This is a genomic window from Burkholderia sp. AU18528 (genome assembly GCF_002223215.2).
Classification (GTDB): domain Bacteria; phylum Pseudomonadota; class Gammaproteobacteria; order Burkholderiales; family Burkholderiaceae; genus Burkholderia; species Burkholderia semiarida.
The window spans coordinates 1426082-1440530 of sequence record NZ_NKFC02000006.1; the positions used below are offsets into that span (position 1 = coordinate 1426082).

Annotated in this window: 13 protein-coding genes; 9 read left to right on the forward strand and 4 right to left on the reverse strand. The window is 66.8% G+C overall.

Annotated features, from left to right (window positions below; genetic code table 11):
• The first annotated feature begins 313 nt into the window (after nucleotides 1–313).
• From CFB52_RS23340 to CFB52_RS23350, 3 genes are all read left to right on the forward strand, one after another.
• Complete coding sequence (locus CFB52_RS23340; RefSeq protein ID WP_059584965.1) at nucleotides 314–1210, forward strand: LysR substrate-binding domain-containing protein; 897 nt, start codon at nucleotides 314–316, stop codon at nucleotides 1208–1210.
• Nucleotides 1211–1256: 46 nt separating this feature from the next.
• Nucleotides 1257–1643, forward strand: coding sequence for an ester cyclase (locus tag CFB52_RS23345; RefSeq protein WP_059585129.1), 387 nt, complete (start codon nucleotides 1257–1259; stop codon nucleotides 1641–1643).
• 501 nt (nucleotides 1644–2144) lie between these two features.
• Nucleotides 2145–4307, forward strand: a complete 2163-nt coding sequence (locus tag CFB52_RS23350; protein WP_059584964.1) for a hypothetical protein — start codon at nucleotides 2145–2147, stop codon at nucleotides 4305–4307.
• A gap of 83 nt (nucleotides 4308–4390) precedes the next feature.
• On the opposite strand, the gene CFB52_RS23355 is transcribed toward CFB52_RS23350, so the two are convergent.
• Nucleotides 4391–5131 carry a sulfite exporter TauE/SafE family protein gene (locus tag CFB52_RS23355; RefSeq protein ID WP_059584963.1) on the reverse strand — a complete coding sequence of 247 codons (741 nt, stop codon included), beginning with the start codon at nucleotides 5129–5131 and terminating at the stop codon, nucleotides 4391–4393.
• Nucleotides 5132–5262: 131 nt separating this feature from the next.
• The gene (locus CFB52_RS23360) at nucleotides 5263–6264 is read right to left on the reverse strand and encodes an aldo/keto reductase (RefSeq protein WP_059584962.1); all 1002 of its coding nucleotides are present in this window, start codon (nucleotides 6262–6264) and stop codon (nucleotides 5263–5265) included.
• 141 nt (nucleotides 6265–6405) lie between these two features.
• Here CFB52_RS23360 and CFB52_RS23365 point away from each other — a divergent pair, with 141 nt between their 5' ends.
• Nucleotides 6406–7317: a LysR family transcriptional regulator gene (locus CFB52_RS23365; RefSeq protein WP_059584961.1), complete on the forward strand. Its 912-nt coding sequence runs from the start codon at nucleotides 6406–6408 to the stop codon at nucleotides 7315–7317.
• A gap of 41 nt (nucleotides 7318–7358) precedes the next feature.
• Here the strand turns inward: CFB52_RS23365 and CFB52_RS23370 are convergent, their stop codons facing one another.
• Entirely contained in the window at nucleotides 7359–8513 is a 1155-nt protein-coding gene (locus tag CFB52_RS23370) for a porin (RefSeq protein ID WP_059584960.1), read from the reverse strand.
• 381 nt (nucleotides 8514–8894) lie between these two features.
• On the opposite strand from CFB52_RS23370, the gene CFB52_RS23380 reads away from it, so the two are divergent.
• From CFB52_RS23380 to CFB52_RS23390, 3 genes are all read left to right on the forward strand, one after another.
• Complete coding sequence (locus CFB52_RS23380; RefSeq protein ID WP_059585128.1) at nucleotides 8895–9992, forward strand: OpgC domain-containing protein; 1098 nt, start codon at nucleotides 8895–8897, stop codon at nucleotides 9990–9992.
• 61 nt (nucleotides 9993–10053) lie between these two features.
• Nucleotides 10054–10989, forward strand: a complete 936-nt coding sequence (locus CFB52_RS23385) for an esterase family protein (RefSeq protein ID WP_059584959.1) — start codon at nucleotides 10054–10056, stop codon at nucleotides 10987–10989.
• A 187-nt stretch (nucleotides 10990–11176) separates the two neighbouring features.
• On the forward strand, nucleotides 11177–11935 hold the full coding sequence (locus CFB52_RS23390; protein ID WP_059584958.1) for an SDR family oxidoreductase: 759 nt from the start codon (nucleotides 11177–11179) through the stop codon (nucleotides 11933–11935).
• A 106-nt stretch (nucleotides 11936–12041) separates the two neighbouring features.
• On the opposite strand, the gene CFB52_RS23395 is transcribed toward CFB52_RS23390, so the two are convergent.
• The gene (locus CFB52_RS23395; RefSeq protein WP_059639618.1) at nucleotides 12042–12416 is read right to left on the reverse strand and encodes a hypothetical protein; all 375 of its coding nucleotides are present in this window, start codon (nucleotides 12414–12416) and stop codon (nucleotides 12042–12044) included.
• 316 nt (nucleotides 12417–12732) lie between these two features.
• Here CFB52_RS23395 and CFB52_RS23400 point away from each other — a divergent pair, with 316 nt between their 5' ends.
• Both CFB52_RS23400 and CFB52_RS23405 read left to right on the forward strand, forming a co-directional pair.
• Nucleotides 12733–13656, forward strand: coding sequence for a LysR family transcriptional regulator (locus CFB52_RS23400; RefSeq protein WP_089465611.1), 924 nt, complete (start codon nucleotides 12733–12735; stop codon nucleotides 13654–13656).
• Nucleotides 13657–13677: 21 nt separating this feature from the next.
• Entirely contained in the window at nucleotides 13678–14352 is a 675-nt protein-coding gene (locus tag CFB52_RS23405) for a response regulator transcription factor (protein WP_099317565.1), read from the forward strand.
• The last annotated feature ends 97 nt before the right edge of the window (nucleotides 14353–14449 follow it).

The window sequence follows — 14449 nt, forward strand, 5'->3', positions numbered from 1 at the left end:
TTTCGTCGCAAAAAACTATGGCAACTTCGTTTTCATAGACAAACGCGCGACGTTCATCGCAACCATGCGACGAATTGGGCACCGGCCCACGCGACGCCGACGCACAGGAACAGCAGATGCAGCGCGATCTTGAACGACACGCCCCATGACGAATCGATCCGCATGACGGGCTCCCCGGTTGATGTGCGTTCATGATCGGCCATCGATCGCGCCCCGGAAATGCGGAAGCGGCGAACCGGGTCTCAGGCCAACCCTGAGACCGCCGCCGCGGTTCCTGCTAACTTATCGGCCATTCCCCCATCGCCTTGCCATCATGCGCTTCGACCTGACCGACCTGCGGCTCTTCCTGAACATCTGCGAGGCCGGCACGATCACGAGCGGCGCCGAACGCACGCACATCACGCTGCAGGCGGCGAGCGAGCGCATTCGCGGGATGGAGGACGAACTGGGCGTGCCGCTGCTGCACCGGACCAAGTCGGGCGCGCAGGCGACCGATGCGGGCCGCGCGCTCGAACACCACGCGCGCACCGTGCTGCAGCAGATCGATCACATGCGCGGCGAACTGCAGCAATACGGCCAGGGGCTGCGCGGCCATATCCGGCTGCTGTGCAACACCGCATCGCTGAGCGAATACCTGCCCGACGCACTGGCCGATTACCTGCCGCGCCATCCGAAGCTGTCGATCAGCGTCGAGGAACGCTCGAGCCAGGAGATCGTGCATGCGATCCGCAACAAGACGGCCGAGATCGGCATCGTCGCCGATTCGGTCGGCCTCGGCGGGCTCGAACAAAAGCCGTTCCGCGAAGACTGGCTGATCGTCGTCGTGCCGGCCGCGCATCCGCTCGCGTCGCACGACAAGATCGCGTTCGACGACATCGCGGGCGAAGACTTCATCGGCCTCACCGACGGCAGCGCGCTGCAGGTGCATCTCGCCGACCAGGCGCGCGCGCTCGGCAAGCGGATCCGCTATCGCGTGCAATTGAAGAGCTTCGACGCGATCTGCCGCGTGATCGCGAGCGGCGTGGGCATCGGCATCGTGTCGCGGCATGCGGCCGAGCGCGCGATGCAGACGATGGACGTGCGGCTCGTCGAGCTGTCCGATCCGTGGAGCCATCGGAAACTGACGCTCTGCGCGCGGTCGTTCGATGCGCTGCCGAAGTACACGCGCGAGTTCGTCGCGTTTTTGTCGGGCGCCACGCCGCCGCGGTAACGCGCACCACATTCGACTCATCCGATCGACATACGGAGACATGGCCATGACCGATACCGATCTCGCCAGCCGCTATCGCGCGTATATCGACTGCCTGAACCGGCAGGACTGGCCGTCGCTCGGCGAATACGTATCCGACGACGTGATCCACAACGACCGGCCGCTCGGCCTCGCCGGTTACCGCGCGATGCTGGAACAGGACTTCCGCGACATCCCCGATCTGCGTTTCGAAATCCGGCTGCTCGTGTGCGAGCCGCCGCGCGTCGCGTGCCGCCTTCGCTTCACGTGTTCACCGAAAGGGACGTTCATGGGGCTCGCCATCGACGGCCGCAAGGTCACGTTCGCCGAGAACGTGTTCTACGAGTTTCATGAAGGCAAGATCCGCCAGGTGTGGTCGGTGATCGACAAGGCGGCGATCGAGAAGCAGCTTTGACGTCGTCGGAACGGCAGGTCGTCGCGCGCGCCGGGCGGTGGCCGGCGGCCGCTCATACGCATTGCGATTCTTATGGATAACGTTTTCTCTCTTCACACATCGGGAATCCGTTTCCACGCGTTGCGGCCGCGCGCCGCTTCCAGGCCGTTGTCGCGTCCGATGTCCGCTCGATCATCGACAAGAAGCCCGGCGTTTTTTCCCATAATCCGACTCCCCCTTCCGCACCGTTCCTTCCGGCCATTCGGGTTTCTACCGGCGCATCCGACGTGAAAGTTCATTGACATCACGTCGTTCGATGCCTAAATTTGGAAAACGTTTTCCAATGCTCGAGCGCGACGCCAGTCACGGCCCGCGCAGGGGGAACGCTCGCCCGCTCGATGTGTGATTCAGGCCGTCCGTCTTCAGGGAATCAGGATTGCAAGGCGGAAGCCGGGTACGGGCCCGAGTGCGGCAACGGCAACCCGTGCCCGTCCTTCATCACTATTCGAAACTGGAGACACCATGCATCCGCGCAGCAGATTCGCGCTCGGCGCAGCGCTCAGCGCCCTTTCCGTCGTGCTCGTCACGGCGTGCGGCGGAAACGACGTAACCGACACGCCGGCGCCGCCCCCTTCGTCCACCCCGCCCGCGCTCGCACCAAACTCGCTGCAGGCGCTCGTCTATGGCGCGCCCGACACCAGCGTGCCGGCCGGCACGAACGTTCCGGCCACGATGATGGGCCAGATGCGCGCGCTGTTCGACCTGATCCGGAAATCGCCGGACTTCACGCAGGTCGTGATGGATCTCGGCGACGGCACGCCCGTCCACGTGCTCGACACGAACACCGGCGACAAATTTCTGCCCGGCAAGCTCGCGCTCGGCCTGTCGTACATCCTGATCGACATGAAGGCGAAGAACGACCCGCAATACGCGAGCTACCTCGCGACGTACCAGACGATCACGACCGCGATGATGGCGCAGTCGGGCGGCAACTACGCGTATGCGAACACGTCGTGGGGCGAGTACTACTACCTCGTCGCGCTGAACAACCTGAAGGCCCACGGGATGCTCAACGAAGTCTTCAGCGACGCGATGCTCGCGACGCTGCAGCAGCGGCTCACCTTCTGCGACATGTTCGGCCCCGATGCGAGCGGCAAGACCAGTACGTGCCCGGCCGCCGGCACGCCGATCGACATCGCGTCGCTCAACACCGCGCAGAACTACTATGCGGTGTCCTACGGCATCGCCGGGCTGCGCCAGAAGCTCGGCTGGAGCAGCCCGTCGTTCGCGTCGAAGACGGATCCGGCCGTCGCGACGATGAGCGCGCGCGATGCGCTGCTGTACACGCTGACGAACCACATCCGCAACGACTCGTCGGGCGGGTTCTCCGACGAAGCGTCGAACACGCACACGACCTACTACGACCAGGCGCGCTTCGACCGCTACAGCACGCTGCTGATCGGCGAAGTGGTCGAGCGCACGTTCGAGATGGGCAACGAAGCGAACCTCACGCCGGAGCTGAAGGGCTATCTGCGCAAGTCGGTCGACCTGATCCTGCCGCAGTTGAACACCGACGGCCAGGGCTTCAACTACGGCCGCTCGATCGGCCCGTACGGCGATTCCGCGTTCATGGAAGTGCTGACGGCCGCGGCCAATGCCGGCGTGCTGACCGATCGCGAGAAACAGGTCGCGTACGCATTCATCTACCAGGCCGCGCGCCGATTCGACACGTACTGGTACGACCCGGCGCTGTCGACGCCGTCGGTGAACATGTGGGTCAAGGGCCGCGGCACCGATACGTATCGCGGCAAGCCGCGCGTGATGGGCGAGAACTTCAGCCTGCTGCACCAGTATCTGTACGTGAACGCGTGGTGGAACAAGCTCGGCTTCGGCGGCAAGGCTCCGATGGCCGATGCGGACTACCGCGCGTGGCTCGACGCGCTGCCGCGCTACACGCTCACCTGGTACAACCAGCCGGGCGACGCCGCGCATCCGTACAGCGCCGCGCTGCTCACCGTGCGCGACGGCCGGCGCGTGATCAACCTGAACCTCAGCCAGGCGCCCGACTACAACGCGTACACGCCGTATTACCCGGTGCCGTTCTCCGACAAGCTGATCTATGGCACGACCGACCTCGGCTATGCGCTACTGCTGCCGCAGGTGACGTACAACGCGAAAACCTACATTCCCGTCACGTACTACAAGAACCTGAACGTGCAGCAGAGCAACGGCCAGGTGATCGTGTCGTTCGATACGACGAAGTTCCGGCTCGCGTCGAAGAACGCCGCGTACACGACGGATCTCGACCTGCAGGTGCACACGGTGCTGACGTTCGCGCACGGCATGATTTCGCGCACCGATACGCTGAGTTCGGGCACGCTCGCCGGCAACCTCGCGGTGGAGACGGACTTCACGTCGTTTGCGGATTTCGCGTCGACGCAGGCCAATGGCGACGGGATGTCGGTGACGTACGCGAACAGCGCGGCGACCGGCTATGCGACGTCCGGCTTCGACAACTGCGCGCTGTCCGCCTTCGACACGGCGAACGGCACGACGAATCCGCTGTCGACGACGCCGATCGGGCAACTGCATTCGAACTTCGCGTGCACGACGAAGCCGTTCGCGCTCGGCGCGGGCGCGTCCCGCACCGTCGGGTGGACGCTGAGGTACGCCGATCCGGCGTAAGCGGCACGACCGCCACCCCGTGACCGTTCCCGAAGCCGGTTGCCGAAACCGGCTTCGGGATCATTCAGCGTTCGGGCGCACGTTCACCACCACCCCGACCCCGCCATATACGCGCCAAGTGCAACCAGCCCGACGAAGAAGCAACGCTTGAACATCTTCTCGCTCATCACGCGTCGCGCATATTGGCCGCCGGCCATTCCCGCCAGCGCGGGCACGAGCGCGAGCGCCGATACGCCGAGATCGACCGTCTGCAATGCGCCCGTCACACGCAACTGCAGGCCGAGCACGATCGTCGACGCGGTAAACGACAGCCCGAGCGCCTGGATCAGATCGTCCTTGGACAGCCGCAGCGCCTGCAGGTACGGCACGGCCGGCACGACGAACACGCCGGTCGCGGCCGTCACGACGCCCGTCAGGTAGCCGACCAACGGCGACAGCCATTTTTCGTGGCGCCCCGGCGCGGGCAGCCGTGCGGCCGCCAGCCCCCATAGCCCGTAAAGCGCCAGCACCACGCCGAGCGCCGCGTGCGTCCACGTGCTGCCGGCCGCGAGCGCCGGCAACCCGCCCGTCAGCGTGCCGACCGTCAGGCCGGCGAGCAGCGGCCACAGCCGGCGCAGCAGCGCGCCGAACGACGGGCCGAGCCACATCTGCCACACGTTGGTGATGAACGACGGGACGAGCAGCAGACTTGCCGCGGCCGACGGCGGCATCGCGAGCGTCAGCAGCCCCATCGCGATCGTCGGCAGCCCGAGACCGATCATCCCCTTGACCGCGCCGGCCAGCAGGAAAACCAGCACGACGATCGTCAGCGTATGCATTTGCATGGAGGCATTCCGTCCGTTGAGTACGGCGCCGATGGTGCCTGCCTGCCATGCCGCCCGCCATCTGGTTTTGCCTGAGGCTGGCTCGGGCTCGCCGGACGGAGCGCTCAGGCGCGTCGATCCGGCCCCGTGAATCACCCCTGGCCCTGCTCGCTGTCGAGGTGCGCCATCTGCGCGGCCGGATAACGCTCGCCGGCAGCCGCCCCGGCGGGGACCGCCGCTTCGATACGCGTGAGATCTTCGACCGTTAGTTGCAATTCAGTCGCCAGCAAACCGTCCTTCAATTGCGTGCGTTTGCGGGCGCCGACCAGCGGCACGATGTCGGCGCCGCGCGACAGTACCCACGCGATCGCGACCTGCGCCGGATTGCTGCCCTTCTCGTCGGCGATCGCGCGCAGCGCGTCGACGAGCGCGAGGTTGTGCGCGAGATTCTCGCCCTGGAAGCGCGGGCTCGCCGCGCGGAAATCGCGCTCGCCCTGCCGCGCCGCCGTCCAGCGCCCGCCGAGCAGCCCGCGCGACAGCACGCCGTAGGCCGTCACGCCAATGCCGAGCGCGCGGCACACGGGCAGGATCTCGGCCTCGATCCCGCGCGACAGCAACGAGTACTCGATCTGCAGATCGGCGATCGGCGCGACGGCGGCCGCGCGGCGGATCGTGTCCGCGCCGGCTTCGGACAGCCCGATATGGCGCACGTACCCGGCCTTCACGAGATCGGCGATCGCGCCGACCGTTTCCTCGATCGGCACCGCCGGATCGACGCGGGCCGGGCGATAGATGTCGAGGTAATCGGTGCCGAGCCGCTTCAGCGAATACGCGACGAAGTTCCGGATCGCCGCGGGCCGCGCGTCGTAGCCGGCAAACCCGCCGGCCGGATCGCGCAGCGCGCCGAATTTCACGCTGATCCGCACCTGGTCGCGCGTACGGCCGCGCAGCGCGTCGCGAATCAGCATCTCGTTATCGCCCATCCCGTAGAAATCGCCGGTGTCGAGCATCGTGATGCCGTGGTCGAGCGCCGCGTGCAGCGTCGCGATGCTCTCGTCGCGATCGGCCGGCCCGTAGAAATCCGACATCCCCATGCAGCCGAGCGCGATCGCCGATACCTGCGGGCCCGTGCGGCCCAGTTGACGCATGTCCATGTCCGTTTCCTTCAAATGGTGAGTGGATGGAACGGATTCTGGCCGCGTGACGCCGCGCGATAAACGCGAAACGCTCCACCAAACCATTCGACGCTGATTAACAATGGAGCCTGTTCCTTTCCCGCCAAGGTTCTCGCCCGCATGGACCATCTGCAAGCAATGCGCATCTTCGCGCGCGTCGCCCATCTCGGCAGCTTCACGAAAGCGGCCGAGCAACTCCAGCTGCCGCGCCCGACGGTCAGCAACGCCGTCCAGTATCTGGAAAAGCACCTGAAGGTCCGGCTGCTGCAACGCACGACGCGGCGCGTCGCGTTGACCGCCGAGGGCGCGACCTACTACGAGCGCTGCGTGCGGTTGCTGGCCGATCTCGACGACGCGGAAACGCTGTTCGAGGACGCCGGCGCGTCGCCGCGCGGCGTGATCCGCGTCGACCTGCCCGAACGTTTCGCGCTGAATCACGTGATTCCGGCGCTGCCGGATTTCCACGCGCGCTACCCCGACCTGCGCATCGTGATCAGCACGACCGACCGCTTCGTCGATCTCGTCGCGGACGGCATCGACTGCGCGGTGCGGGTCGGCGTGCTGTCCGACACGTCGCTCGTCGCGCGGCGCGTCGGCGAGATGGCCCAGCTCAACTGCGCGTCGCCCGCCTATCTCGCGCGCCACGGCACGCCGCGCTCGCCGGACGATTTGCCGGACCACGTCGCGGTCGGTTATTTTTCGAGCCGCACGGGCCGCGAACTGGACTGGGAATATGCGGACATGGATTCGGGCGAGATGCGCACCGTCAAAATGCACAGCGTCGTGTCGGTCAACAGCTCGCAGGCGTATCTCGCGTGCTGCGTCGCGGGCCTCGGGCTGATCCAGGCGCCGCGCGACGGGCTCGCGCCGCTGCTCGCCGACGGTTCGCTGGTCGAGGTGCTGCCGGAATGGAATGCGGCGCCGCTGCCCGTGTCGGTGGTGTTCCCGACCGGCCGGCACCTGGCGCCGCGCGTGCGGATCTTCGTCGACTGGCTCGCGCAAACGCTCGGCGGCACGCACCGGGCGGACTGACGGCGGCCCGTACCGGGGCATGCGCCCCGACGCCGGCGCACTCAGAACTTGTGGCGGATCGCGGCGCGCACCGAGAACTGGTTCGACGACGACGACGGGCCGTCCGTCCCGACGACGTAGCCGCCGTCGGCCGCCGTGCCCGTCTTGTCGCCGGCCGCCTTCTGCCACGCGCCCTGCAGGTACACGTCGGTGCGCTTCGACAGGCTGTAGTCCGCCATCAGGCCGACCGTGTGGTACTTCGGCTTGAACGAGCCGGCCGCGGCGTCGTACTTGCCGTCCGTGTACACGTACTGCGCGCCGAGGTAGAAATCGGGCGTGAGCTGGTACTTGCCGTTGACTTCGAAGTTCTGGAACTTCGTCGCGGTCAGCCCGAGGCCGGCGAACGTCGACGCCGGCAGGTAGACCGTCGATACCGGGTTCTTCACGTCGGTCTTCGTATAGACGAAGCCGACCGTGGCCGGGCCGAACGTATAGTTGACGCCGCCGCCGAAGATGCGCAGCCGATCGGCGACGAAGTTCGCGTCGTCGGCCGCGATCGCGCCCGCGTTGCCGATGCCCGGGTTGTTCGCCTGCAGGTACGCGGCGGCGACTTGCAGCCCGGCGAGCGAATACTGCGCGCCGATGCTGTACTGGCGGTTGTTCGAGAAGCCCGTGCTGTTGCTGAAGCTGTACGTGCCGCCCAGCGTCAGGCCGTTCCAGTCGGGGCTTGCGTACTTGACCGTGTTGTTGACGCGAAACGAGTTGTCCGTGTTGTCGTTGTCGAACGGGTGCGAGAACAGCGTGCCGCCCCAGTTGCCGTTCGCGGTCAGCGGCGCGAGATAGTCGACGACGGAATCGTACTGGCGGCCGAAAGTCAGCGTGCCGAAGCGCGACTCCGACAGCCCGACGAACGCCTGACGGCCGAACATGCGACCGCCCTGGCCGAGCCGGCCGTTATTCACGTCGAAACCGTTTTCCAGCGTGAAGATCGCCTTCAGCCCGCCGCCGAGATCCTCGCTGCCCTTCAGGCCCCACCGGCTGCCCTGCGCATAGCCGCTCGCGAGCTGGTAGTTGGTCTTTCCGACCCCATTGACGTTGACGTTGTTCGTGTAATTGAAGCCTTCGTCGATCAGGCCGTACAGCGTCACGCTGTTCTCGGCAAAGGCCGGCGCGGCGCAAGCGGCGAGCGCGGCGGCAAAAATGGCGTGCTTCTTCATGACGAATCTCCGGAGCCGGGGGCCGGGCGGGCCAAACGCCCGGCGCATGTTCGATCTGTTGTATGTGTGGCCCGCAGGGCGGACGACGCGGTGTGCGGCCGCGTGAGGACAAAATGGTGTCACGTCGGAAATCGTCCGTCCATCGGGTACCGGTCATCGCGCGCAAAGCGTTGCGCTCGTCCAACTGCCGGGTTGCGCGCACGGCCCGACCGCGCTTGTCGGCGGCGGCAGGCCGGCCCGCCATCCGCGTAAACCCGATGGGCGCCGCATCGGTGGCACAATGCGCATCCGTTCGCCATTTCTTCACGAAGTCATGCTTGACCCCGATTCATGCGCGGCGCGTACCGGCCGTGCCCGCGGCCCGCGCCGAAAGGCGCTCCGATGACCGCGCCGGCCCGGGCCGGCCGCTACGCCGAGCTCGATTTCTTCCGCGGCCTCGTGCTGCTCGTCATCGTCGTCGACCACATCGGCGGCAGCATCCTGTCGCGCGTGACGCTGCACGCGTACGCGCTGTGCGACGCGGCCGAGGTGTTCGTGTTCCTCGGCGGCTTCGCGACCGCCATTGCGTACAACTCGCTCGCCGAGCGGCACGACGAAGCCGCCGCGCGCCAGCGCTTCATCCGGCGTGCGTTCGAGATCTACCGCGCGTTCCTCGTGACGGCCGGCCTGATGCTGCTGATCACCGCCGCGCTGAATGCGCTGGCGATCGACGGCCCGAACATGCCGACCAACGATCTCGACGGGCTGCTGCACAAGCCGCTCGCCGCGCTGCGCGACATCCTGCTGTTCCGCCGCCAGCCGTACCTCGCGTCGGTGCTGCCGATGTACGCGTTCTTTGCGCTGCTCGTCCCGCTCGCGCTGCCGCTCGCGCGCACGCAGCCGTGGCTGATGCTCGCGTTCAGCGGATCGCTGTGGTACGCGGCGCCGCACGTCGCGCGCTTCTTGCCGACCGTCGAAGGCGCGCCGTGGGATTTCAACCCGTTCGCGTGGCAGTTCCTGTTCGTGCTCGGCGTGATCGCGCGCTGCCAGCCCGTCTACCAGACTCTCGCGCCCAGGCCGCAGGGCTGGCTGCTGACGGCCGCGTCGCTCGCGGTCGTCGCGGCCGGCGCATACTACCGGCTGCGCATCGAGCCGTTCCCGACCGATCCGTCGATCAAGCAGAACCTCGGCGCGCTGCGGCTCGTGAACTTCCTCGCGATCGCGTGGCTCGCCGCCAAGCTCGTGCACCTCGGCTGGATGAAGAAGGTCGCGCACGCGATGCCGTGGATCGGCACGATCGGCCGGCAGGGGCTGCTGTGCTTCGTCGCGGGCACCGGCATCTCGCTCGCGGTCGATTCGCTGCTCTACCAGGCGACCGAAGGCTATCTCGACGTGCCGCTCGGGCTGGCAGCCGACGCCGTCGCGATCGGGCTGCTGTATCTCGTCGCCAAACTCTACGGGCCGCTCGTCGCGCGGCTGCCGTTCCGTTCGCGGCCATGACGCGCCGCGCCGTCATGCGCCGCTGCGACGATAGCCGGCGCCTCTCCTGAAACGATTCGCCATGCGCCGACTCGCCCTTCCGTTCGCCCTTGCCCTGATCGCCGGCGCCATCGCCACCGCCCATGCCACGCCGCCGGCGCCCGCGGCCGCGGTATCGCCCGCGCCGCCCGCCGTGCAGACCGCGACGACGCCGTCGGCCGCGCAGGAGCCGTCGGTCAATCCGGGCAGCAGCGTCGTGCTGCGCACGTTCCGCTCGGCGTCGCTGAAACGCGATTGGTCGTACACGGTCTACCTGCCGCCCGGCTACAACCCGGAAGGCGCGCGCTATCCGGTGATGTACCTGCTGCACGGCAACGCGGGCAACGCGAACGACTGGGTCACGCAGGGCCGGCTGCAGGCCACCGCCGACACGCTGATCGAACGCCACGACATCCCGCCCGTCGTGATCGTGATGCCGCAGGGCGGCACCGACTGGTACGTCGACCGCAAGGAGAAGATGCAGAGCGCGTTCCTCAACGACCTGCTGCCGGAAGTCGAAGCGCACTTCGCGGTGTCGAACCAGCGCGCGGGGCGCGCGATCGGCGGCGTGTCGATGGGCGGCTTCGGCGCGCTGCGCTTCTCGCTGCTCGAGCCGGGGCTGTTCTGCGGCGCGATGCTGCTGAGCCCCGCGATCTATGCGAACGAGCCGCCGCTCAATTCCGCCGCGCGCTACGTCGGCGTATTCGGCGACCGGCAGTTCGATCCGCGCGTGTGGCACGAGCTCAACTACCCGGCGCTGCTGCGCGGCTATTTCGCGCGCAACTGGCGCGTGCCGATGTTCATCGCGGCCGGCGACGACGACCTGACGATCCAGGCGGAATCGAGCGTGCTGTACACACAGCTGCGCCGGGCGCAGAACCCGGCCGAGCTGCGCATCGTCGACGGCGGGCATATGTGGGACGTGTGGCGCGGGTTGCTCGGGCCGGGGTTGAAGTATGCGCTGGAGTGTGTGAAGTGACGGCCGAGGGAGCGTTGCTCCGCCCTGCCGCTCGCTCGGCTCCGCGTTGAGCGAAAGCCACGGTATCCAGCGTGCGCTTCACGATGTCGCTTGAATCCGTACCCGCCGCATTTCGACTACATTGCCAAAGTGGCGATGCCATCGGTCGTCGCCTGCCTCCCCTACTCGACCCGCAGGAAATCAAGCCATGTCTGACTCGAAGAAATTCGCCGCCGTCACGGGCGCCGGCTCCGGCATCGGTCGCGCAGCGGCCGTCGCGCTCGCCCAGGCCGGTTTCACCGTCGCGCTGCTCGGGCGCACGGAGGCGTCGTTACGCGAAACGCGGAACGCCATCCGCACCGCCGGCGGCGACGCGCAGGTATTTCCCGCCGACGTGACCGACGAAGCATCGGTCGACCACGCTTTCGCGCAGATCGCACAGCAATTCGGCCGGCTCGACGTCCTGTTCAACAACGCCGGCCGCAACGCCCCGGTCGTTTCCCTCGGCGACTACGAACTCGACGTATGGAACAGCGTCGTCGCGACGAACCTGACCGGCGTCTTTCTGTGCGCGCGGGCCGCGTGGCGGTTGATGAAGGCGCAAACGCCGCAGGGTGGCCGAATCATCAACAACGGCTCGATCTCGGCGCACGCGCCGCGCCCCGACACGATCGCGTACACGGCGACCAAGCACGCGGTGACCGGGATCACCAGGTCGCTCGCGCTGGACGGTCGCCGGTACAACATCGCGTGCGGCCAGATCGACATCGGCAACGCGGCCACGTCGCTCACGGAACGGATGACGCAAGGCGTCCCGCAAGCGGACGGCAGCCTGGCGCCGGAAGCGCGGATGGACGTCGCGCATGTCGCGAACGCGATCGTCCAGATGGCGAATCTGCCGCTCGATACGAACATACTGAACATGACGATCATGGCGACCGCGATGCCGTTCGTCGGTCGCGGGTAACACGCGCCGCGGTCCGCGCCGGAAGGCAGCGTTCACGTACGGGCGGCGACCGCACCGCGCCGTCGCGACGGCGCTGAATGCGAGCCCGTCGCGACGCAGATTGGTTTCAGTGAGGCAGGCCGATCGCCTGCCGCTCGTCCTCGAGCAGTTGCGTCAACGAACCGTGCAACCGCTCAACGCTGTGCGGCGGTAGCGCGAAGCTTGCCCATCCGAGCCCGCTGTGACGCAGCAACAGCACCGCGCCGCCCTGCAGCGGATGGCGCTCGGCATACCAGCAGGGGTCCATTTCGGTCACGAATGGCTGCTCGTGCGGCGGACGTTCCGGTACGGCAGGCTGCATCGACGCGCGCAGCAGGCTCAAGTACTGGATGACTGCGTCCACGTCTTCCGGATCGAGCACTGCCGCGCCACGCTCAATCGACATCAGCACGACGAGCTTGCCGTGCTCCTCGATCATCTTGATGCTCAACGGTTGTGCCATCTTCGTCGTCCTTGCCGCGGTTACGAGATCTCATTATCGACCTCGGTACAGGCTGGCCGCCTGAAGATTTGTGATCCATGCATGAATCTTTTTTTAGAAATCTTCAGAAAGCGCGTCGCGCTGTCGTCCATCCGGCTCCACCGCTTTCTAAACGAAATTTCATCCGGCCAGCACCGTTTTTTTAGCGTCCCGCCCCCGCGTGCCTTCCATAATGGATTCGCTGCCCGCCCCCGCAGGCGCAGCGCGATGCGTCGACGCAGCCCGCCGAAGACGGACGCGCCGCCCCGCATTTCCGGCAAATCACTCCTCGCCGATCATGAACCAACTGCAAGCGATGCGTGTCTTCACGCGTGTGGTCGAGTTGTCGAGCTTCAGTCTCGCCGCACGTCAGCTCGGCATGTCGGCCGCCGCGGTCACGCGCAGCGTCGGCATGCTCGAGGCCCATCTGAACATGCGCCTGTTGAACCGGACCACGCGCAGCCTGTCGCTCACCGAGCCGGGCCGCGAATACCTCGACGGCTGCCGCGCGATCATCGAGAAGCTCGACGAGATCGAATCGAACCTCGCGCAGGTCAATCGCGATCCGCACGGTACGCTGCGCATCGCCGCGTCGGCCACCTCGGTTGCGGCCGGGCTGTGCACGCTGCTGTCCACGTATCGCATCGCGCATCCGCGCGTGCGATTCGACGTGACGACATTCGATATCCAGGTCGACATGGTGGAAGGCGGCTACGACGTGTGCTTCTGTGACGATCACCGCCTCGTCAACTCGACCTTCGTGTCGCGGACGTTGACGAGCGTGCGCGACGTGGTCGTCGCGTCCCCCGACTACCTCGCGCGGCACGGCACGCCTGTCGAGCCGGTCGAACTGAATACGCACAGCCTGCTGACCGTGTCGAACGGCGCCGCGCGCAACTGGGAGTTCTCGGCTACCGACGGCGCCTGCCGCATCTATACCGGCAATGCGCTGGCATCGACCAGCAACACGATGGTGCGGATCGCGGCACTCAATCACATGGGTATCGCGCAATTGCCGCATCCGCTCGTGGCCGACGATCTCGCACGCGGCACGTTGGTGCCGATTCTCGAACGCTACGAAGCGAACGGCGGCCCGCGCCGCCTCTCGATGCTCTACCCGAGCCGCAATTATCTGTCCACGAAAGTGCGCAGCTTCATCGACTACGTGGTCGACCACTATCGCACGCCCGGGCGCATCGCCATGCAGCTTGCCGCTGCGTGACTTCGCCGGGTCGCGCACGCCATGGCACATATCCTGACGATCGAAGACGATCCGCTGATCGCGGATCGCATCGCGCACTCGCTGCGTGCCGAAGGCCACCAGATCGACGTCGCGCGCACCGGCCGCGACGGCATGGCCCGCGCGATGAGCGCGCACTACGACGTCGTGACGCTCGATCGCATGTTGCCCGACCTCGACGGGCTGACGATCCTCGCGACGATGCGCGGCGTCGGCCTCGATACGCCGGTGCTCGTGATGAGTGCGATGTCCGACGTCGATCAGCGTATCCAGGGGCTGCGCGCCGGCGGCGACGACTACCTCGTCAAGCCGTTCTCGCTCGAAGAAATGTGCGCGCGCATCGACGTGCTGATTCGCCGGCGGCCGCGCGGCACGCACGTCGACACGGTGCTGCGCGCCGGCGAGCTGGCGCTCGACCTGGTGCGGCGACGCGCGACGCTCGGCGCGCACGAGCTCGCGCTGCTGCCGACCGAGTCCCGCGTGCTCGAATTCATGATGCGCAACGCCGGCCGCGTGCTCACGCGCACGATGATCTTCGAAGCCGTGTGGGGGTGCCGTTTCGATCCCGGCACGAACCTGATCGACGTGCACGTCGGCCGCCTGCGCAAGAAGGTGAACCGGCCTGGCGCGGCGCCGCTGATCCGCACGATCCGCGGCTCGGGCTACCTGCTCGGTTGAGTCCGTCCGCCACTTAAAACTTGTTTCATCTTTTTAGCGACCCGCTGTTAGGGGCTGCTCCGCAGAATGCGGTCATCGGATGCGCATCGGTATTTTC

Excerpts from the sequence above, each read along its gene's own strand:
- CFB52_RS23340 (WP_059584965.1), top strand. The coding sequence starts at position 314 with ATGCGCTTCGACCTGACCGACCTGCGGCTCTTCCTGAACATCTGCGAG.
- CFB52_RS23345 (WP_059585129.1), top strand. The coding sequence starts at position 1,257 with ATGACCGATACCGATCTCGCCAGCCGCTATCGCGCGTATATCGACTGC.
- CFB52_RS23350 (WP_059584964.1), top strand. The coding sequence starts at position 2,145 with ATGCATCCGCGCAGCAGATTCGCGCTCGGCGCAGCGCTCAGCGCCCTT.
- CFB52_RS23355 (WP_059584963.1), bottom strand. The coding sequence starts at position 5,131 with ATGCAAATGCATACGCTGACGATCGTCGTGCTGGTTTTCCTGCTGGCC.
- CFB52_RS23360 (WP_059584962.1), bottom strand. The coding sequence starts at position 6,264 with ATGGACATGCGTCAACTGGGCCGCACGGGCCCGCAGGTATCGGCGATC.
- CFB52_RS23365 (WP_059584961.1), top strand. The coding sequence starts at position 6,406 with ATGGACCATCTGCAAGCAATGCGCATCTTCGCGCGCGTCGCCCATCTC.
- CFB52_RS23370 (WP_059584960.1), bottom strand. The coding sequence starts at position 8,513 with ATGAAGAAGCACGCCATTTTTGCCGCCGCGCTCGCCGCTTGCGCCGCG.
- CFB52_RS23380 (WP_059585128.1), top strand. The coding sequence starts at position 8,895 with ATGACCGCGCCGGCCCGGGCCGGCCGCTACGCCGAGCTCGATTTCTTC.
- CFB52_RS23385 (WP_059584959.1), top strand. The coding sequence starts at position 10,054 with ATGCGCCGACTCGCCCTTCCGTTCGCCCTTGCCCTGATCGCCGGCGCC.
- CFB52_RS23390 (WP_059584958.1), top strand. The coding sequence starts at position 11,177 with ATGTCTGACTCGAAGAAATTCGCCGCCGTCACGGGCGCCGGCTCCGGC.
- CFB52_RS23395 (WP_059639618.1), bottom strand. The coding sequence starts at position 12,416 with ATGGCACAACCGTTGAGCATCAAGATGATCGAGGAGCACGGCAAGCTC.
- CFB52_RS23400 (WP_089465611.1), top strand. The coding sequence starts at position 12,733 with ATGAACCAACTGCAAGCGATGCGTGTCTTCACGCGTGTGGTCGAGTTG.
- CFB52_RS23405 (WP_099317565.1), top strand. The coding sequence starts at position 13,678 with ATGGCACATATCCTGACGATCGAAGACGATCCGCTGATCGCGGATCGC.